This window comes from Cellulosimicrobium sp. NPDC030954 (assembly GCF_055571305.1).
Genome location: NZ_JBVIFN010000002.1, coordinates 499079 through 515732, shown reverse-complemented (window position 1 = coordinate 515732; position 16654 = coordinate 499079). Strand labels below are relative to the sequence as shown.

Below are 16654 nucleotides of genomic sequence, written 5' to 3'. Positions count from 1 at the left end.
TACCCCCGGGGGTATCGTGGAGCCATGATCACCTCGACTCCTGCTTCGACGACCCGTCCGTCCGACACCCACGGCGCACGCCGTGTCGTGATCGTCGGGGGCGTCGCGGGCGGCATGAGCGCCGCCGCGCGCGCCCGGCGCCTCGACGAGCACGCGTCGATCGTGGTGCTCGAGCAGTCCGACCACGTCTCGTTCGCGGGCTGCGGGCTCCCGTACCAGGTGTCCGGCGAGATCGCGGACCGCGACGCCCTCCTGCTGCACTCCCCCGCGTCGCTGCGCGCCAGCCTGGACCTCGACGTGCGCACCCGGCACCGCGTCACCGCGATCGACCGCGCCGCGCGCACCGTCACCGTCGCCACCGAGGACGGGACGTACGAGCTCGGCTACGACGCGCTCCTCCTGGCGCCCGGCGCGACCACCGTGCTCCCGCCGGTCCGGGGGATCGACCACCCGGCCGTGCACACGCTGCGGACGATCACGGACCTCGACGCGCTCGCCGAGCGGCTCGCGCACCTCGAGGCCGACGTCGCCGCCGGCCGCACCGCACCGGTGCGGGCCGCCGTCGTGGGCGCGGGGTTCATCGGCCTGGAGGCGGTGGAGGCGCTCGTCGCGCGCGGGCTCGTGGTCGACGTCGTCGAGCGCGCCGAGCAGGTCCTCCCGCCGCTCGAGCCCGACCTCGCACCGCTGCTCGCGGACGAGCTGCGCGACCACGGCGTCGGGCTGCACCTCGGGACCTCCGCGACCGCCGTCGTGCCGCAACCGACCGGCGCCGCCCACGCCGTCACGCTCGAGCTCGAGGACGGCACCGCGCTCGACGCGGACGTCGTGCTCGTGAGCGTGGGCGTCCGGCCCGCGAGCGACCTCGCCGCGGCTGCCGGGCTCGCCCTCGGGGAGCGCGGCGCGATCCGCGTCGACGCCGACCAGCGCACGTCCGACCCGCACGTGTGGGCCGTCGGCGACGCCGTCGAGGTCGTGCACGCGGTCACCGGCGCGACTGGCCCCGTCCCCCTCGCCGGACCGGCCAACCGCCAGGGCCGACGCGCGGCGGACGCCATGCTCGGCCACCGGACGACGCCGCAGGCACCCGTGCTCGGCACCGCCGTCGTGCGCGTGTTCGGCCTCACGGCCACGGTCACCGGGCCGAGCCACGCGACCCTGACGTCGGTCGGCGTCGCGCACGAGCAGGTGCGCGTCCACGCGGCCCACCACGCGGGCTGGTTCCCCGGGGCGGAGCCCGTGCACGTGACGGCGAGCTTCGCGCCCGACGGCCGCCTGCTCGGCGCCCAGGCCGTCGGCCGTGCCGGGGTGGACAAGCGCATCGACGTGCTCGCGACGGCGCTGCGCGCCGGGCTCACGGCCGACGACCTCGCGGAGCTCGAGCTCGCGTACGCCCCGCCCTACGGCGCCGCCAAGGACGTCGTCAACATGCTGGGGTTCGTCGCGCAGAACGTGCTCGACGGCACCATGCCGCAGTGGCACGCGGCCGACCTCGACGAGGTCGTCGCGTCGTCGCTCGTGCTCGACGTCCGGTCGCGCGCCGAGCACGCCGGCGGCCACCTCGACGGCGCCCTCAACGTGCCGCACACCGAGCTGCGCGAGCGGCTCGACGAGGTGCGCGTCGCCGCGGCGGGGCGCCCCGTCGCCGTGCACTGCGCGAGCGGCGTGCGGTCCTACCTCGCCACCCGTGTCCTGCTCGCCGCCGGGCTCGACGCGCGCAACCTCTCCGGCGGCTGGCTCACCCTGACCACCACGCCGCGCGCCGCGCGCACCCTCGAAGGAGTCCCCGCATGATCGACCGCCTCCGCCGCCTCTTCTCCCGCTCGCCCGACGACGGCGGTGTCCGCCCGACGATCGACGCCGCCACGGCGGTGCAGCTCGTCCGGGACGGCGCGACGCTCCTGGACGTGCGCGAGCGCGACGAGTGGCGCGCCGGGCACGCGCCCCAGGCCGTGCACGTGCCGCTCGCCGACGTCCCGTCGGCCGCGCCGCGGCGCCTGCAGGACGGCGCGACCGTCGTCGTGGTGTGCGCGTCCGGGATGCGCTCGCGCACCGCCGCCCGCCAGCTCCGCTCGCTCGGCTACGCCGCGACGAGCCTGTCCGGCGGGCTCGGCGCGTGGCAGGCCGCGGGCGGAGCCGTGCGACGCTGATCCTGCACCACCCGACCGAGCCCCCGCCCCCGAGGGCGGCCCCGACACCCGCACCCAAACCTCCGAAACCCCCGAACCCCCGAACCCCCGAAACGAGGAGACACACCGTGTGCAGTCCCGCCCTGTGCCGCACGTGCGGCAAGACCACCTGGACCGGCTGCGGCATGCACGCCGACGAGGTCATGGCCGAGGTGCCGCCCGAGCAGCGCTGCACCTGCGCCTGACGCAGGCCCGCCGACCCCGGCCCTGACGCGGGCCGTCCGGCAGACGCCGGCCCTCCGGCAGCACGCTCGCTGCCACCCTTCCGAGACGAACGCAGGAGAACACCCGTGGAGCTCGACCGCACCGACATGGACAAGGTCGTCAACCGGCTCAAGCGCGCCCAGGGCCAGCTCGCGGCCGTCGTGCGCATGATCGACGAGGGGCGGGACTGCGAGGACATCGTCACGCAGCTCTCCGCCGTGTCGCGCGCGCTCGACCGCGCGGGCTTCGCGATCATCGCGTCCGGCATGCGCCAGTGCCTCACCGAGCCGGCCGAGGATGGCGAGGACCCCACGCTCGACGTGGCGAAGCTCGAGAAGCTGTTCCTCTCGCTCGCCTGAGCGCCGGGCGGGTCGCCGGCCCTGGTCGCCCCCGCACGCGGCCCGCGGCGGTCCGCCCTCCGGTGGACCGCCGCGGGCCGAGCCGTGTCAGGCGCCGGCCGGCCGGCCGGCAGGGGCCGCGGCCGCGTCCACCGCGTCGTCCTCCGCCTCGGCGCCGACGGGCGCCGCGAACTGGCTCTCGTACAGCCGCGCGTACGCGCCGCCGGCCGCGAGCAGCTCGTCGTGCGAGCCCTGCTCGACGATCGAGCCGTGCTCCATGACGAGGATGGTGTCCGCGTCGCGGATCGTGGACAGACGGTGCGCGATGACGAACGACGTGCGGCCCTCGCGCAGCGCGTTCATCGCCTGCTGCACGAGCACCTCCGTGCGCGTGTCGACGGAGCTCGTCGCCTCGTCGAGGACGAGGATCGCCGGGTCGGCGAGGAACGCGCGCGCGATCGTGAGGAGCTGCTTCTCCCCCGCGCTCACGCTCGACCCCTCGTCGTCGATCACCGTCGCGTAGCCGTCGGGCAGCGTGCGCACGAACGGGTCGACGTGCGTCGCGCGCGTCGCCGCGAGGAACTCCTCCTCGCCCACGTCGCGCCCGTCGCGCACGCCGTAGCGCAGGTTCTCCTCGATCGTGCCCTTGAACAGCCACGTGTCCTGGAGCACCATCCCGATGTCGGAGCGCAGGTCGTCGCGCGTCATGGCGCGCGTGTCCACGCCGTCGAGCGTGATCCGGCCGGAGTCGACGTCGTAGAACCGCATGAGCAGGTTGACCAGCGTGGTCTTGCCCGCGCCCGTCGGCCCGACGATCGCGATCGTCTGGCCCGGCTCCACGACGAGGTCGAGGTGCTCGATGAGCGGCGTGTCGGGGCTGTAGGAGAACGACACGTCCTCGAACGCGACGCGGCCGCGCACCGGGTCGACCGTCTTCGCGGGCGACGGGTCCGGCGTCTGCTCCTCGGCGTCGAGCAGGTCGTAGACCCGCTCGGCCGACGCGACGCCCGACTGGAGCAGGTTCATCATCGACGCGATCTGCGTGATGGGCTGCGTGAACTGGCGCGAGTACTGGATGAACGCCTGCACGTCACCGAGCGTCATGGTGCCCGACGCGACGCGCAGACCGCCGACCACCGCGACGATCACGTAGTTGAGGTTCGCGATGAACCCCATCGCCGGCTGGATGGTGCCGGAGATGAACTGCGCCTTGAAGCTCGCGTCGTACAGGTCGGCGTTCTCACGCTCGAAGTCGTCGATCGCGGCCTGCTGGTGACCGTAGACCTTGACCAGCGTGTGCCCGGTGTACATCTCCTCGATGTGGGCGTTGAGGCGCCCCGTGGCGGCCCACTGCTGGATGAACTGCGGCTGCGAGCGCTTGGCGATCTGGGCCGTGACGATCACGGACAGCGGCACCGTCACGAGGGCGACCACCGCGAGCAGCGGCGAGATCCAGAACATCACGCCGAGCACGCCGAGCACGGTGAGGACCGACGTCACGAGCTGCGAGAGCGTCTGCGTCAGGGTCTGGGAGATGTTGTCGATGTCGTTCGTCACGCGCGAGAGGATGTCGCCGCGCGGGTTTCGGTCGAAGTACGACAGCGGGAGGCGTCCGAGCTTGGCCTGCACCTCGCCGCGGAGCCGGTAGACGGTGCGCTGCACGACGATCGCCGTGATGCGCCCCTGCAGCCAGCCGAACAGGAACGAGCCGACGTAGACCGCGAGCACCCACGCCAGCACGGTCGCGAGCGCCGTGAAGTCGATGCCCTCGCCCGGGACGAGGCCGGGGACGCCCGAGACGAGGTCCGCGATCTGGTCCTGCCCCTGGGCGCGCAGCGCGTCGACGGCCTGGGCCTGCGTCACGCCCGCGGGGAGCTGGGACCCGACGACGCCCGCGAAGATGATGTTCGTCGCGTTCCCGAGGAGCTTGGGTCCGGCGACGGCGAGCGCCACCGAGACGACGCCGAGGATCACGACCGCGACGATCGGCACGCGCTCGGGCCGCAGCGAGGCCGCGAACCGGCGCAGGGAGCCCTTGAAGTCGAGCGCCTTCTCCCCGGGCACGCCCATGCCGCCCATGGGGCCGTGCCCACCGCCGCCGCGGGGACGTCCGGCGAGCCGGGTGCGGGCGACGTCGCCACCCTTCGCGGTGGGCGTGTCGGAGCCGGGCGCGGGAGCGTCCCGGCCCGACGGCGCGGGCGTGCGCGAGGCGTCCTGCTCGCCGCTCATGCTGCCTCCTCGATCGAGAGCTGGGAGTAGACGATCTCCTGGTACGTCTCGTTGGACTCGAGGAGCTCGGCGTGCGTGCCGCGACCGACGATGCGGCCGTGGTCGAGCACGAGGATCTGGTCGGCGCCACGGATCGTCGCGACGCGCTGCGCGACGACGATCACCGTGGAGTGCCGGGTGCGGGGCGCGAGGGCCGCGCGCAGGCGCGCGTCGGTCGCGTAGTCGAGCGCGGAGAACGAGTCGTCGAACAGGTAGACCGCGGGGTCGCGCACGATCGCGCGGGCGATCGCCAGCCGCTGACGCTGTCCGCCCGAGAAGTTCGTCCCGCCCTGTGCGACGGGCGCGTCGAGCCCGCCGTCCAGCGCCTCGACGAACTCGCGGGCCTGGGCGACGTCGAGCGCCGCCCACATCTGCTCCTCGGTCGCGTCGGGGCGGCCGTAGCGGAGGTTGTCCGCGACGGTGCCGGAGAACAGGTACGCCTTCTGCGGCACGAGGCCGAGGAGCGAGCCGAGGTCCGCGCCGGTGAGGTCGCGCACGTCGGTGCCGTCGATGCGCACGGACCCGCCCGTGACGTCGAACAGCCGCGGCACGAGGTTGAGCAGCGTCGTCTTGCCGGACCCCGTCGAGCCGATGATCGCGGTCGTCTGCCCCGGCTCCGCGACGAACGAGACGTCGTGCAGCACCGGGTCCTCCGCCCCCGGGTAGCGGAACTCGACGCCGTCGAGCTCGACGCGCCCGGTCCGGGAGGTGAGGGCGACGGGACGCTCCGGCTCGACGACCGTGGCGGTCGTGCGCAGGACGTCCGTGATGCGCTCGGCGGAGACCGCGGCGCGCGGCACCATCATGAACATCATCGTCGACATCATCACGGCCATGAGGATGTACATGAGGTAGGACAGGAACGCGGTGAGCGCCCCGACCTCCATGTCGCCCGCGTCGATCTGGCGCCCGCCGAACCACAGCACCGCGACGCTCGACGCGTTCATGACGAGCATGACGGTCGGGAACATGAGCGCCATGAGCTTGCCCGCCTTGAGCGAGACGTCGAACAGGGCGTCGTTCGCGACGTCGAACCGCTCGGCCTCGCGCCGCTCGCGGACGAACGCGCGGATCACGCGGATGCCCGTGATCTGCTCGCGCAGGACGGCGTTGATGCCGTCGATCTTCTTCTGCATCTGCCGGAAGTACGGGACCATCCGCCAGATGATCAGCCCGACGCTCACGCCGAGCACGGGCACGATGACGAGGAGCAGGCCGGAGAGCTCGACGTTCTCCTGCAGGGCCATGACCACGCCGCCGACCAGCATGATCGGCGCCATGACCATGATCGTCAGGGAGAGCAGCACGAGCATCTGCACCTGCTGCACGTCGTTCGTCGTGCGCGTGATGAGCGACGGCGCGCCGAACTGGCCCATCTCCTGCGCGGAGAAGCGCTGCACGTTGGTGAACAGCCCGGCGCGCACGTCGCGGCCGAACGACATCGCGACCCGGGCGCCGAAGTAGACGGCCCCGACCGCGCACACGACCTGCCCGAGGCTCACGAGGAGCATCAGGCCGCCGGTGCGCATGATGTAGGCGGTGTCGCCCTGCGTGACGCCCTGGTCGATGATGTCGGCGTTGAGGCTCGGGAGGTACAGCGACGCGAGCGTCGCCACGAGCTGGAGGCCGAGGAGGATGAGGATCGGTGTCAGGTAGGGACGCAACCGCGTCTTCAGGAGGCTGACGAGCATGGGTTTCCTGTCCGGGTGGGGGCTACGGGACGGACGGTCGAGGCCGTGGACGCCCCCGGCGTGCGGGGGGCTCGAACCGGGGCGGGGCCGGGCGAGGGCTGCCGCGGGGCATGGGCGGAGCGCCCCTCAGGGCGAGGGGTCGGTGGGGACGTCCGCCCCGATGCCGCCCAGGATCAGGTCGGCGAGCTGCACGGCGTCGAGCCTGTCACCGCCCGACAGGTGCGGCAAGGCGTTTCCGAAGACGAGGGAGAAGACGGCGCGGGCCGCGAGCCCGGGCTCCACGCGCAGCTCCGCGCGGTGGGCGGCGAGCTTGTGCTCGATCGCCGCGACGATCTCGCGTGCGGAGCGCTCGCGCGCGTCGAACCCCGCCCGGCGCGCGTCCGGGCCGTGCCCGGCGCGTATCCGCCGCACGGTGTCGGCCCGGTCCTGCCGCTCCGTGCGCGGGTCGTCGGCGCCGGCCGCGCGCGTGGCGCCCCGGTGCGGGTCGAGCACCTGGTGCGCCGCGGCGAAGATCCGCATCCCGACGCGCTGGGCCTCCAGCAGGAACTCGACGATGCTCACCACGAGCGGGCGCAGGCCGTCGTCGTCGGGGAGGCAGTCGATCGCGGCGACCGCGGGCGCCGGGTCGAGCGAGCGCACCACGGCGGCGTGCAGGATCTCGTCCTTGTCGGCGAAGGCGCGGAACAGCGTCCCCTCGGCCACCCCGGCGGCGTCCGCGATCTGCCGGGTCGTCACGGCCGCGCCGTGCTGGACGAGCAGCGGGATGGTCGCGGCCGCGATCGCGTCGCGCCGCTCCTCGCGCGAGAGCGGGCGGGCGCGCGTGCGCTCGGGAGCGGGCACGCCCGGGGGCGCCTCGGGCACCACGTCGGGCATCGCGTCCGACATCGAGTCGGACGGCGTGTCGGGCGGTGCGTCCGACGGGACGGGGAGCGGTGTCACGAGGGCGACGCTAACTGAGTGAGCACTCACTCGCAATGCCGTCCGCTCGTGGCGAAACCCTCGCGCGACCGACGACGCGTCCCCCGACGGGACGCGCGAGAGCCCCGCACCCGGGAGGTGCGGGGCTCTGCGGTGCGGCCTGGCGTCCGCCGCGCGTCACCAGGACGGTGCGGACGACGCGGGCGTCAGCGCCGCGATGCCGTCGGCGTCGACCGCGTGTCGTCGACCAGGGGGTCAGCGGTGCGGCGGGAACGACGGCGGCTGCTCGTCTGCGGGCGGCTCGTCCGCCCCGGGCGCGTCCTCCACGGGCGTCGGCGGCGGTGCGTACTGCGAGGGGCCGCCCAGCGGGCGCGGCGTCGCAGCACCCGGCTCCGGCGGGCCCGCGCGGTGCTCGCCCGCACCGCCCGGGTGCTGGCCGCGCTCGGTCTGCGGGTCGAACGGGAGACCTGAGCGCGTGCCCGCGCTCGTGGCGTCCGCCGTGGCCGCCTCGGCCTGACGGCGCGCCTCGGCCAGCGCCTCCGACGGGTCGGTAAGCGACGGCACGCCGAACTTCACGCGGTCGCGCTCGCGCTCGCGGCGCGCCTCGGCGCTCGCCTCGGCCGCCTCCGCGTCCTCGGCGGGCGTCGCGCTCGGCACGCCCCCGCCGTCGATCCCCGGCACGCCGCCGAAGCCCTTGGCGATGGACCCGAGCGCGGCCGTGAACTCCGTCGGCACGACCCACAGCTTGCTGGCGCTGCCGTTCGCGATCTGCGGGAGCATCTGCAGGTACTGGTATGCGAGCAGCTTCGGGTCGGCGTCGCCCTCGTGGATGGCGTCGAACACCTGGAGGATCGCGCGGGCCTCGCCCTCCGCGGTGAGGATCTTCGACTGCGCGTCACCCTCGGCCCGCAGGATCGCCGCCTGCTTCTCGCCCTCGGCCGTGAGGATCTGCGACTGCTTGACGCCCTCGGCCGTGAGGATGGCCGCACGGCGGTCACGCTCGGCGCGCATCTGCTGCTCCATCGAGCCCTGCACGCTGGGCGGCGGGTCGATCGACTTGAGCTCGACCCGGTTCACGCGGATGCCCCAGCGGCCGGTCGCCTCGTCGAGCACGCCGCGGAGCTGGCCGTTGATCTGGTCGCGGCTCGTGAGCGTCTGCTCGAGGTCCATCGAACCGATGACGTTGCGCAGGGTCGTCACGGTGAGCTGCTCGATCGCCGTGATGTAGTTCGCGATCTCGTAGACCGCCGACTTGGGCTCGGTGACCTGGAAGTAGATCACCGTGTCGATGCTGACCACGAGGTTGTCGGACGTGATCACGGGCTGCGGCGGGAACGAGACGACCTGCTCGCGCAGGTCGACCGACGCGCGCACGCGGTCGATGAACGGCACCAGCAGGTGCAGGCCCGGCTCGAGCGTGCGCGAGTACCGGCCCAGGCGCTCGACGATGATCGCGACCGCCTGCGGCACGATGCGCACCGCCTTGACGAGCGCGACGACCACGAAGATCAGGATCAGCGCGAGGACGACGTACGCGAGGATCGTTCCGGGACTGGGGTCGTTCATCGACTACCTCCTGGTCGTCGGCGCGACCGGTCGCCCGGCGGCGCGGTGCGGGTCGTGCCGGTCGGTCACGACCCGGTCGGGTGCTGCGCGGGCAGCGGCGCGACGACGGCCGTCGCGCCATCGATCCGGACGACGCGCACCTCCGTCCCCACGGGGATCTGGGGGGCGTCGGGCTCGGTCCGCGCGGTCCAGACCTCGCCGACGAGCTTCACGCGGCCGCCGAACTCGCTCACGCGGTCGACGGCGAGCGCCGTGCGGCCGACGTGGGCGGCGACGTTCGTCTCCGTGAGCGGCACCCGCGAGCGCAGGTGGCGCAGGAGCCACGGCCGCAGGGTGAGCAGCAGGATGGCGCTCACGACCGCGAATGCCACGATCTGCAGCCACAGGGGCCCGCCGGCGGCGTTGACGCCGGCCGCGGCGAGCGAGCCGCCGGCCAGCATGATGAGCACGAGGTCGAGCGAGATGATCTCCACGAGTGCGAGGAGAAGCGCCGCTCCGACCCACCACAGCCAGTCCATCTCGACCCCCGTTCCCACGTGCGCGCTTTACGTGTACTTTACCGAATTTCCGCCCGCGGTGCACGCGTCCTGGCGCACCCGGTGCGAGACGGGTGCGTCACACCCGCGCGGCGCGCGCCATCCAGCGTCCCCCACCGTGCGCGACGAGGAGCGGCAGGCCGAACGCGTCGCTGAGGTTCTCGGCCGTGAGGACCTCCTCGACCGGGCCGGCCGTGTGCACGACGCCGTCCTTGAGCAGCAGCAGGTGCGTGAACCCCGGCGGGATCTCCTCGACGTGGTGCGTGACGAGCACGAGCACGGGAGACGCCGGGTCGCCCGCGAGCTCGGACAACGCGCCGACCAGCTCCTCGCGCCCGCCGAGGTCGAGCCCGGCGGCCGGCTCGTCGAGGAGCAGGAGCTCGGGGTCGGTCATGAGCGACCGCGCGATCTGGGTGCGCTTGCGCTCGCCCTCCGAGAGGGTGCCGAACAGGCGGTCCGCCAGGTGGTCCACGCCGAACGCCGCGAGCAGGTCGCTCGCGCGCTCCGCGTCGAACTCCTCGTACTCCTCGCGCCAGCGGCCGGTGACGCCGTACGCGGCCGTCAGGACGACGTCGCGCACCGTCTCGCCGCCCGGGATCCGCTCCGCCAGCGCCGCGGACGCGAGGCCGATGCGCGGGCGCAGCTCGAAGACGTCGACGCGGCCGAGCCGCTCGCCGAGGATGTCCGCCGTGCCCGCGGTGGGGTGCATGCGTGCGGACGCGATCTGCAGCAGCGTCGTCTTGCCGGCGCCGTTGCGGCCCAGCACGACCCACCGCTCGCCCTCGTTCACCTGCCAGTCCACCGCGTCGAGGATGGTCTTGGTGTCACGGCGGACCGTGACGCCCTTCAGGTCGAGAACCGCGCTCATGGTCACCGACCCTATAGGTTGGCCGACGTGGTCTCACACTCGTCCGAGGGCCCGCACGACGCGACCGGCCCCGCCTCCGGTCCCGGCTCTGCGTCGAGCGCGGGCGCCCTCCCCCGCAGCGCGCTCCTCGCGCTCTGGCTGCGCGCGGCGCGCCTGGGCGACGACGACGGGCTGGCCCGCCTGCTCCGCGCGGTGCAGCGCGACGACGAGCCGCACGTCGTGTCGGGGGCGCTGGGCGACCTCCGCCTGGAGGACCTGGCCGGGGCGTGGGCCGGCGACGCGCGCGAGGTCGTCGCGCTGGCACCGGTCCCCGGCGACGTCGCGGGCGTCCCGCCCGAGGCCGCCGCGCGCGCGACCGACGCCGGGGAGTGCGTCGTGGTCACCACGTCGTCCGGGTCGTGGGCGCTCGTGCCGGAGGTCACCGAGTTCGGCAGCGACCTCGAGCCGGGCCACCTCGTGACGTGGCACGTGACGTCGGTCGGTCCGTGGAGCACGCGCGTCCTCGGCGCGCTCGGCTCGCTCGCGGAGGCCGAGCGCGACCTGCGCACCGCGCTGCTCCTCGCGACCCGCGCCCTCGACGAGCTCGACGTCGCGCGCTGGCGCGACGACGCGGCCGGCGCCCTCGCAGACCTCCGCGCGGGCGGTGTCCCCGCCTGGCAGCTCCCCGCGTCCGTCCCCCCGCGCGCCGTCCAGGTCCTCACCCAGGCAGCCCGCCTCCGCGCCATCGTCGACCTCGCCACCGCCGACGACGGCGGGTCCGTCAACCTCTGGCAGGCCGACCAGCGCTCCACCGCCCTGCGCGAGGTCGACCGCGCCTCCCGCCACGCCCTCGGCGCCGCCACCCTCTGGATCGCCGCCTCCTGACCCTCCGCGAGATCGACCCGCACGTCGCGAGATCGGCCTTCTGAGGGTCGATCTCGACCGTTCGGGTCGATCTCGCGGGGGGTCCGCTGCGCGGAGGGCCGAGGTGTGGATCGGCGCGACGGTGTCGGAGTGCCGGCGTGCGGTGCGCGACGGTGTCGGAGTGCCGGCGTGCGGTGCGCGACGCCGTCCCGCGTCCGGCGGTGAGCAGCCCGTGGGGGGCGGGGTGCCCGACGCCGGTCGCACGTCTGGCGTGCGGGTGTCAGTCGGGCAGGTTGTCGGTGACGAGGCGTGATCGGGCTTCGTAGACGCGTAGCGGGTCGGCGGTGCTGGTGGTGGTGGCGGTGCCGGTGACGTCGGTCCAGGTGGTGGTGCCGGTGATGCGGAACTGTCCGGACCAGGTCGTGGTGAGCGTGATCTGGACCTGCTCGGCGGGCTGGTCGTAGGTGTGCGCGACGGTGTGGTGCGGGTAGGCCGCTCCCGGGTCGGTCGTGGAGACCGGGGCGGTGCCGTCGCCGTAGTCCCACGCGTACGTGCGCGGGGTGGCGCGGATCTGCACGGGGATGCCGAGCAGGGTCGTGTCCAGGACCTGCTCCCCGGGCTGGGTGTAGGTGATGGTGGGGACGTTGACCAGGGTCCACCCGTCCGGGGGCTGCACGATCACCGGGGACGGGGAGATGGTCAGGGTGCGGAACGCGGACTCGGCCTCCGCGGCCAGGTCGACGGCGCCGAGGCAGGAACCGTCGGCGACGAGCTCCCAGGCCGAGACCGCGGTCCGGGTGCCGTCCGGGGTGTTGGTCCAGGTCTGGCGGAACAACGGCTCCAACGCGACCTGGTCCGCGGTGCAGGCGGGGTCGAACCCGGCCGGGCTCTGCCCGTCCGGGCACGCAGGTACGAGCCCGGGCAGCGTCGTGGCGTGGTCGCCGTCGTAGCACCGGTACGCCGGCCCGCGCCGGTACGCCTCCGACGCCGGACCACCACCCGACGCCGTTGAAGTGGCGTCACCGCCGTCACTGGGGCTCGAGTCGGTGGCTCGTGTCGTGATCCGATCACCGCTTGCCTCCGTCGTGATGCCCACGTCAGGCGGCGGGGTCCCGTTCGCTGCCGCACGATCGCCAAGGAAGCCCGTCACGGAGAGGCAAACGCTCAGGAGAAGCCTCGTCGCGCCGCTCACGACTCTTCTCCTGTACCACCGACTTCGATCACCGACCAGTGAGCATCCGACCAGACAAGCCCGAGCTCGAAGACTCCGGACTGTGCTTCGTACTCGGCGACCGTGACCCCAGAAGCGTCCGCCAGGCTAGCTTTCAGTTGGTCGTAACTGACATCGATCGGAAAAGCTCCGACGAGGTCGTCGAACGGCCATACCTTCGCGACCTCGGTGGTGATCTCGCCGCCCGAGTACTGATATCCCGACGAGCGTAACTCTTGCGCTTTCGTTGAGTTCGCTGTGCAGAAGGTGCACGTGTCCGTCCAGGTCATCGCGTCCCACTCGGCTGTATCGCCGGTGGACATGATGTATGGGTACAGGGACACGAAGTACTTCGCCGCCGCGGCGGCACCCTCGGCGTCGTCGCGGTCCATCGCCGCGGGACGTTCCGGCTTCACCGGTCCGGTCTCGGTCGGCGACGGCACGGGCGACTCCGACGGCGACGGCACGACCGGCTCGTCGACCGACGGCGAGGGGCCGGGGCCGCTGCCACCGGTGCACCCGGCGACAACCCACCCGACCGCGACGACGACGCCCACGACGAGCGACCGCCGTCGGGCACGGAACAGCACACGAGAACGACGCACGAGACCCCCTGCAGATCGATGCGAACCACCCCGCACGCCACCTCGACGAGGCGTGCGGGCTGTCCAGCAACCTAGCGAAACCGCCCGGCCGACGGAACCGCACGTCCCGCCCTGTGGACGACGAGGGCGCGTCGACCCGCTCCGCGCGAGCGGGCGAGGCGGACCGGCGGGTCACGGGCGACGTCACCTCCGTCGCGGGGTGAGAAGCGAGACGTGGCCCCTCGTAGGGCGACCCGGAGGGCCACTTCTCACGGCTCGCCGGCTGCTCGGCTCCCCGACGCCCCGCGCGACCCCGCCGTCAGGTGCGCGACGTCACGTGCGCGTCGAGGTGCGCGAGGGAGGACGCCAGCCCGGTGGCGTGGTCCTCCGGGGAGATGCCCGACGGCACGCCCGTCGCCCGGACGGTGACGCGCGCGCCGTCCCCGGCGGGCTCGACGGTCCAGGTCATCGTCATGGTCCCGGCGAACGCCGGGTCGTCGGACTCGAAGTCGACCTGCTGCACGACCCTCCGGCCCGGGACCAGGTCGACGATCGCGACGTCGACGACGTCGGTCCCCGCGCCGGTCTTGCCGGGGTCGGCCTGCGGGTCGTCGTAGGCGAGGACCATGCGGTAGCCGCCTCCGGGGCGCAGGTCGAAGCGCTCGAAGCGGCCCGTCATGCCGTCGGGGGGCAGCCACGCGGCGAGCGCGTCCTGGTCGACGAGGGCCTGGTAGACGTCGCGGGGCGCGGCGGCGACGAGGCGCGACGCCTCGTCGACCCGGCCGGCTCCCGCGCTGGTCACGACTGCCCCAGCACCGTCCGGTAGACCTCGAGGGTGCGCTCCCCGATCGCGTCCCACGCGAAGTGGTCCTCGACGCGCTGCCGCGAGGCGCGGCCCATCTCGGCGGCGCGCTCGGGGTCGCTGACGACCTGCGTGAGCGCGCCCGCGAGGTCCGCGACGAACCGGTCGGGGTCGAGCGGGGTGCCCGTGCCGTCGTCCGCCTGGTCGATGGGCACGAGGAGGCCGGTGACGCCGTCGTCCACGACCTCGGGGATGCCGCCCGTGGCGGTCCCGACGACGGGCAGCCCGACGGCCATGGCCTCGAGGTTGACGATGCCGAGCGGCTCGTACACGGACGGGCACACGAACACCGTGGACGCGGCGAGCACCGCGACGAGCTCGGCACGCGGGAGCATCTGCTCGATCCAGACGACGCCGCTGCGCTCCTTCTGCAGCTCGGCGACGGCGCCGCTCACCTCGGCGGCGATCTCCGAGGTGTCGGGCGCGCCGGCGCACAGGACGAGCTGGACGTCGTCGGGCAGCGAGCGCGCGGCGCGCAGCAGGTAGGGCAGACCCTTCTGCCGCGTGATCCGGCCGACGAACACGACGGCCGGGCGGTCGGGGTCGATGCCGAGGCCGCGGACGACGCCGTCGGCGCCACCACGCTGCGTCTCGGACTCCGGGCGCCGCCAGCCGGCGAGGTCGATCCCGTTGTGCACGACGTGGACCTTCGCCGGGTCGACCTGCGGGTAGACGCGCAGGATGTCGTCGCGCATGCCGCCCGAGACGGCGATGATCCCGGCCGCGCCCTCGTACGCGGTGCGCTCGGCCCAGGACGACAGCGCGTACCCGCCGCCGAGCTGCTCGGCCTTCCACGGGCGCAGCGGCTCGAGCGAGTGCGCGGAGAGCACGTGCGGGACGCCGTGCAGCAGGCCCGCCAGGTGGCCGCCGAGGTTCGCGTACCAGGTGTGGGAGTGCACGAGGTCGGCGCCCGCGACGTCGTCGGCCATCTGCAGGTCGACGCCGAACGTGCCGAGCGCGGCGTTCGCGCCAGACAGCACGCCCGGGACGGAGTAGCCGGTCACGCCGTCCTCGCCGCGCGGGCCGTCGAAGCAGCGCACGCGCACGTCGACGTGGCGGCGCAGGACCGCGGACAGCTCGGCGACGTGCACGCCGGCCCCGCCGTAGACGTGCGGCGGGTACTCACGGGTCAGCAGATCCACTCTCACGCGCCACACCGTAGCCGAGTCGCCCGCCGCGGTCCCGCGATGGCCGACGGTGCGGGACGCCTCGGACGCGCCGCGCCCAGGATGCGGGTCCCTGCTGCGCGGTGCCGCCCCGAGGGGCTACCGTCTGGGCATGGCCGCCGCACCACGAGTCCTCGCCATCGTCCTCGCCGGGGGCGAGGGCAAGCGCCTCATGCCGCTCACCGCGTCCCGGGCCAAGCCCGCGGTGCCGTTCGGGGGCATCTACCGCCTCGTGGACTTCGCGCTGTCCAACCTGGTGAACTCGCACTACCTGCACATCATCGTGCTCACGCAGTACAAGTCCCACAGCCTCGACCGGCACATCACCAAGACGTGGCGCATGTCGTCGCTCCTGGGCAACTACGTGGCGCCGGTGCCCGCGCAGCAGCGCGTCGGCAAGCACTGGTACCTCGGCAGCGCGGACGCGATCTACCAGTGCCTCAACATCATCGACGACGAGCGGCCGGACATCGTCGTCGTGGTCGGCGCGGACCACGTGTACCGCATGGACTTCTCCCAGATGGTCGACGCGCACGTCGAGTCGGGCGCACAGCTCACCGTCGCGGGCATCCGCCAGCCGATCTCGATGGCGGACCAGTTCGGCGTCATCGAGACCGACCCGAAGGACCCGACCAAGATCGCGGCGTTCCGCGAGAAGCCCAAGGACCCGGTCGGCCTCGCGGACTCGCCCGACGAGGTGCTCGCGTCGATGGGCAACTACGTCATCGACACGGACGCGCTCGTCGAGGCCGTGACGTCGGACGCCGCGAACGCGGACTCGCGCCACGACATGGGCGGCGACATCGTGCCCGCGTTCGTCGAGAAGGGCACCGCGGCGGTCTACGACTTCATCCGCAACGACGTCCCGGGCTCGACGGACCGCGACCGCGACTACTGGCGCGACGTGGGGACGATCGACTCGTACTACGACGCCAACAAGGACCTCATCGCGGTCACCCCGGTCTTCAACCTCTACAACGAGGAGTGGCCGCTGCACACGGGCTACACGGGCCTGCCGCCCGCGAAGTTCGTGCACGCGGGCCGGGGGCGCCTCGGGCACGCCGCGGACTCGATCGTCTCCCCCGGCGTGATCATCTCGGGCGCGACGGCGGTCGGCTCGGTCCTCTCCCCCGGCACCTACCTGCACTCGTGGTCGTCCGTGTCGGACTCCGTGCTCATGGACGGGGTGCAGGTGCACCGCCACGCGCAGGTCCACCGCGCGATCATCGACAAGAACGTCGTCGTGGGCGAGCAGGCGCGCATCGGTCTGGACCCGGAGCAGGACCGCGCCCGCGGGTTCACGGTCACCGAGTCCGGCATCACCGTCGTCCCCAAGGGGACGGTCGTCGAGTGACGCCCTCCCCCGCCGGCGTCGTGCCCGACGCCGTCCGCGTCGCGCTGCCCGTCGACGCGC

15 protein-coding genes are annotated in these 16654 nt (G+C 73.5%); 5 read left to right on the top strand and 10 right to left on the bottom strand.

Going from position 1 to position 16654, the window contains the following annotated elements; all coding sequences use genetic code 11:
- Nucleotides 1–24 precede the first annotated feature (24 nt).
- The 3 genes from ACZ402_RS07335 to ACZ402_RS07325 all read left to right on the top strand — a co-directional run bounded on the left by ACZ402_RS07335 (nt 25) and on the right by ACZ402_RS07325 (nt 2749).
- On the top strand, nt 25–1791 hold the full coding sequence (locus ACZ402_RS07335) for an FAD-dependent oxidoreductase (protein WP_375824895.1): 1767 nt from the start codon (nt 25–27) through the stop codon (nt 1789–1791).
- Nucleotides 1788–2147, top strand: a complete 360-nt coding sequence (locus tag ACZ402_RS07330) for a rhodanese-like domain-containing protein (protein ID WP_375824894.1) — start codon at nt 1788–1790, stop codon at nt 2145–2147. The genes ACZ402_RS07335 and ACZ402_RS07330 overlap by 4 nt, the downstream gene beginning before the upstream one ends.
- Before the next feature lie 329 nt (nt 2148–2476).
- The gene (locus ACZ402_RS07325) at nt 2477–2749 is read left to right on the top strand and encodes a metal-sensitive transcriptional regulator (RefSeq protein ID WP_087472270.1); all 273 of its coding nucleotides are present in this window, start codon (nt 2477–2479) and stop codon (nt 2747–2749) included.
- 87 nt (nt 2750–2836) lie between these two features.
- Here the strand turns inward: ACZ402_RS07325 and ACZ402_RS07320 are convergent, their stop codons facing one another.
- From ACZ402_RS07320 to ACZ402_RS07295, 6 genes are all read right to left on the bottom strand, one after another.
- Complete coding sequence (locus tag ACZ402_RS07320) at nt 2837–4957, bottom strand: ABC transporter ATP-binding protein (protein ID WP_375824893.1); 2121 nt, start codon at nt 4955–4957, stop codon at nt 2837–2839.
- Entirely contained in the window at nt 4954–6687 is a 1734-nt protein-coding gene (locus tag ACZ402_RS07315) for an ABC transporter ATP-binding protein (protein ID WP_375824892.1), read from the bottom strand. The genes ACZ402_RS07320 and ACZ402_RS07315 overlap by 4 nt, the downstream gene beginning before the upstream one ends.
- Before the next feature lie 126 nt (nt 6688–6813).
- On the bottom strand, nt 6814–7626 hold the full coding sequence (locus ACZ402_RS07310) for a TetR/AcrR family transcriptional regulator (RefSeq protein WP_375824891.1): 813 nt from the start codon (nt 7624–7626) through the stop codon (nt 6814–6816).
- Between the two features lie 234 nt (nt 7627–7860).
- Nucleotides 7861–9171 carry an SPFH domain-containing protein gene (locus ACZ402_RS07305; RefSeq protein WP_375824890.1) on the bottom strand — a complete coding sequence of 437 codons (1311 nt, stop codon included), beginning with the start codon at nt 9169–9171 and terminating at the stop codon, nt 7861–7863.
- A gap of 65 nt (nt 9172–9236) precedes the next feature.
- The gene (locus ACZ402_RS07300; protein WP_375824889.1) at nt 9237–9707 is read right to left on the bottom strand and encodes an NfeD family protein; all 471 of its coding nucleotides are present in this window, start codon (nt 9705–9707) and stop codon (nt 9237–9239) included.
- 79 nt (nt 9708–9786) lie between these two features.
- Nucleotides 9787–10575, bottom strand: a complete 789-nt coding sequence (locus ACZ402_RS07295) for an ABC transporter ATP-binding protein (RefSeq protein WP_375824888.1) — start codon at nt 10573–10575, stop codon at nt 9787–9789.
- 27 nt (nt 10576–10602) lie between these two features.
- Between ACZ402_RS07295 and ACZ402_RS07290 the strand changes: the two genes are divergently transcribed.
- A complete protein-coding gene (locus ACZ402_RS07290) occupies nt 10603–11439 on the top strand; it encodes a hypothetical protein (RefSeq protein ID WP_375824887.1) in 837 nt (278 codons plus the stop codon).
- Nucleotides 11440–11698: 259 nt separating this feature from the next.
- Here the strand turns inward: ACZ402_RS07290 and ACZ402_RS07285 are convergent, their stop codons facing one another.
- From ACZ402_RS07285 to glgA, 4 genes are all read right to left on the bottom strand, one after another.
- A complete protein-coding gene (locus ACZ402_RS07285; protein WP_375824886.1) occupies nt 11699–12253 on the bottom strand; it encodes a hypothetical protein in 555 nt (184 codons plus the stop codon).
- A gap of 353 nt (nt 12254–12606) precedes the next feature.
- Complete coding sequence (locus ACZ402_RS07280) at nt 12607–13185, bottom strand: DUF6318 family protein (protein ID WP_465272263.1); 579 nt, start codon at nt 13183–13185, stop codon at nt 12607–12609.
- Nucleotides 13186–13531: 346 nt separating this feature from the next.
- Nucleotides 13532–14014 carry an SRPBCC domain-containing protein gene (locus ACZ402_RS07275; protein WP_375824884.1) on the bottom strand — a complete coding sequence of 161 codons (483 nt, stop codon included), beginning with the start codon at nt 14012–14014 and terminating at the stop codon, nt 13532–13534.
- Complete coding sequence (gene glgA, locus ACZ402_RS07270) at nt 14011–15222, bottom strand: glycogen synthase (RefSeq protein ID WP_375824883.1); 1212 nt, start codon at nt 15220–15222, stop codon at nt 14011–14013. The genes ACZ402_RS07275 and glgA overlap by 4 nt, the downstream gene beginning before the upstream one ends.
- A 130-nt stretch (nt 15223–15352) precedes the next feature.
- Between glgA and glgC the strand changes: the two genes are divergently transcribed.
- Nucleotides 15353–16594, top strand: coding sequence for a glucose-1-phosphate adenylyltransferase (glgC, locus tag ACZ402_RS07265; RefSeq protein WP_253049960.1), 1242 nt, complete (start codon nt 15353–15355; stop codon nt 16592–16594).
- Nucleotides 16595–16654: the final 60 nt, after the last annotated feature.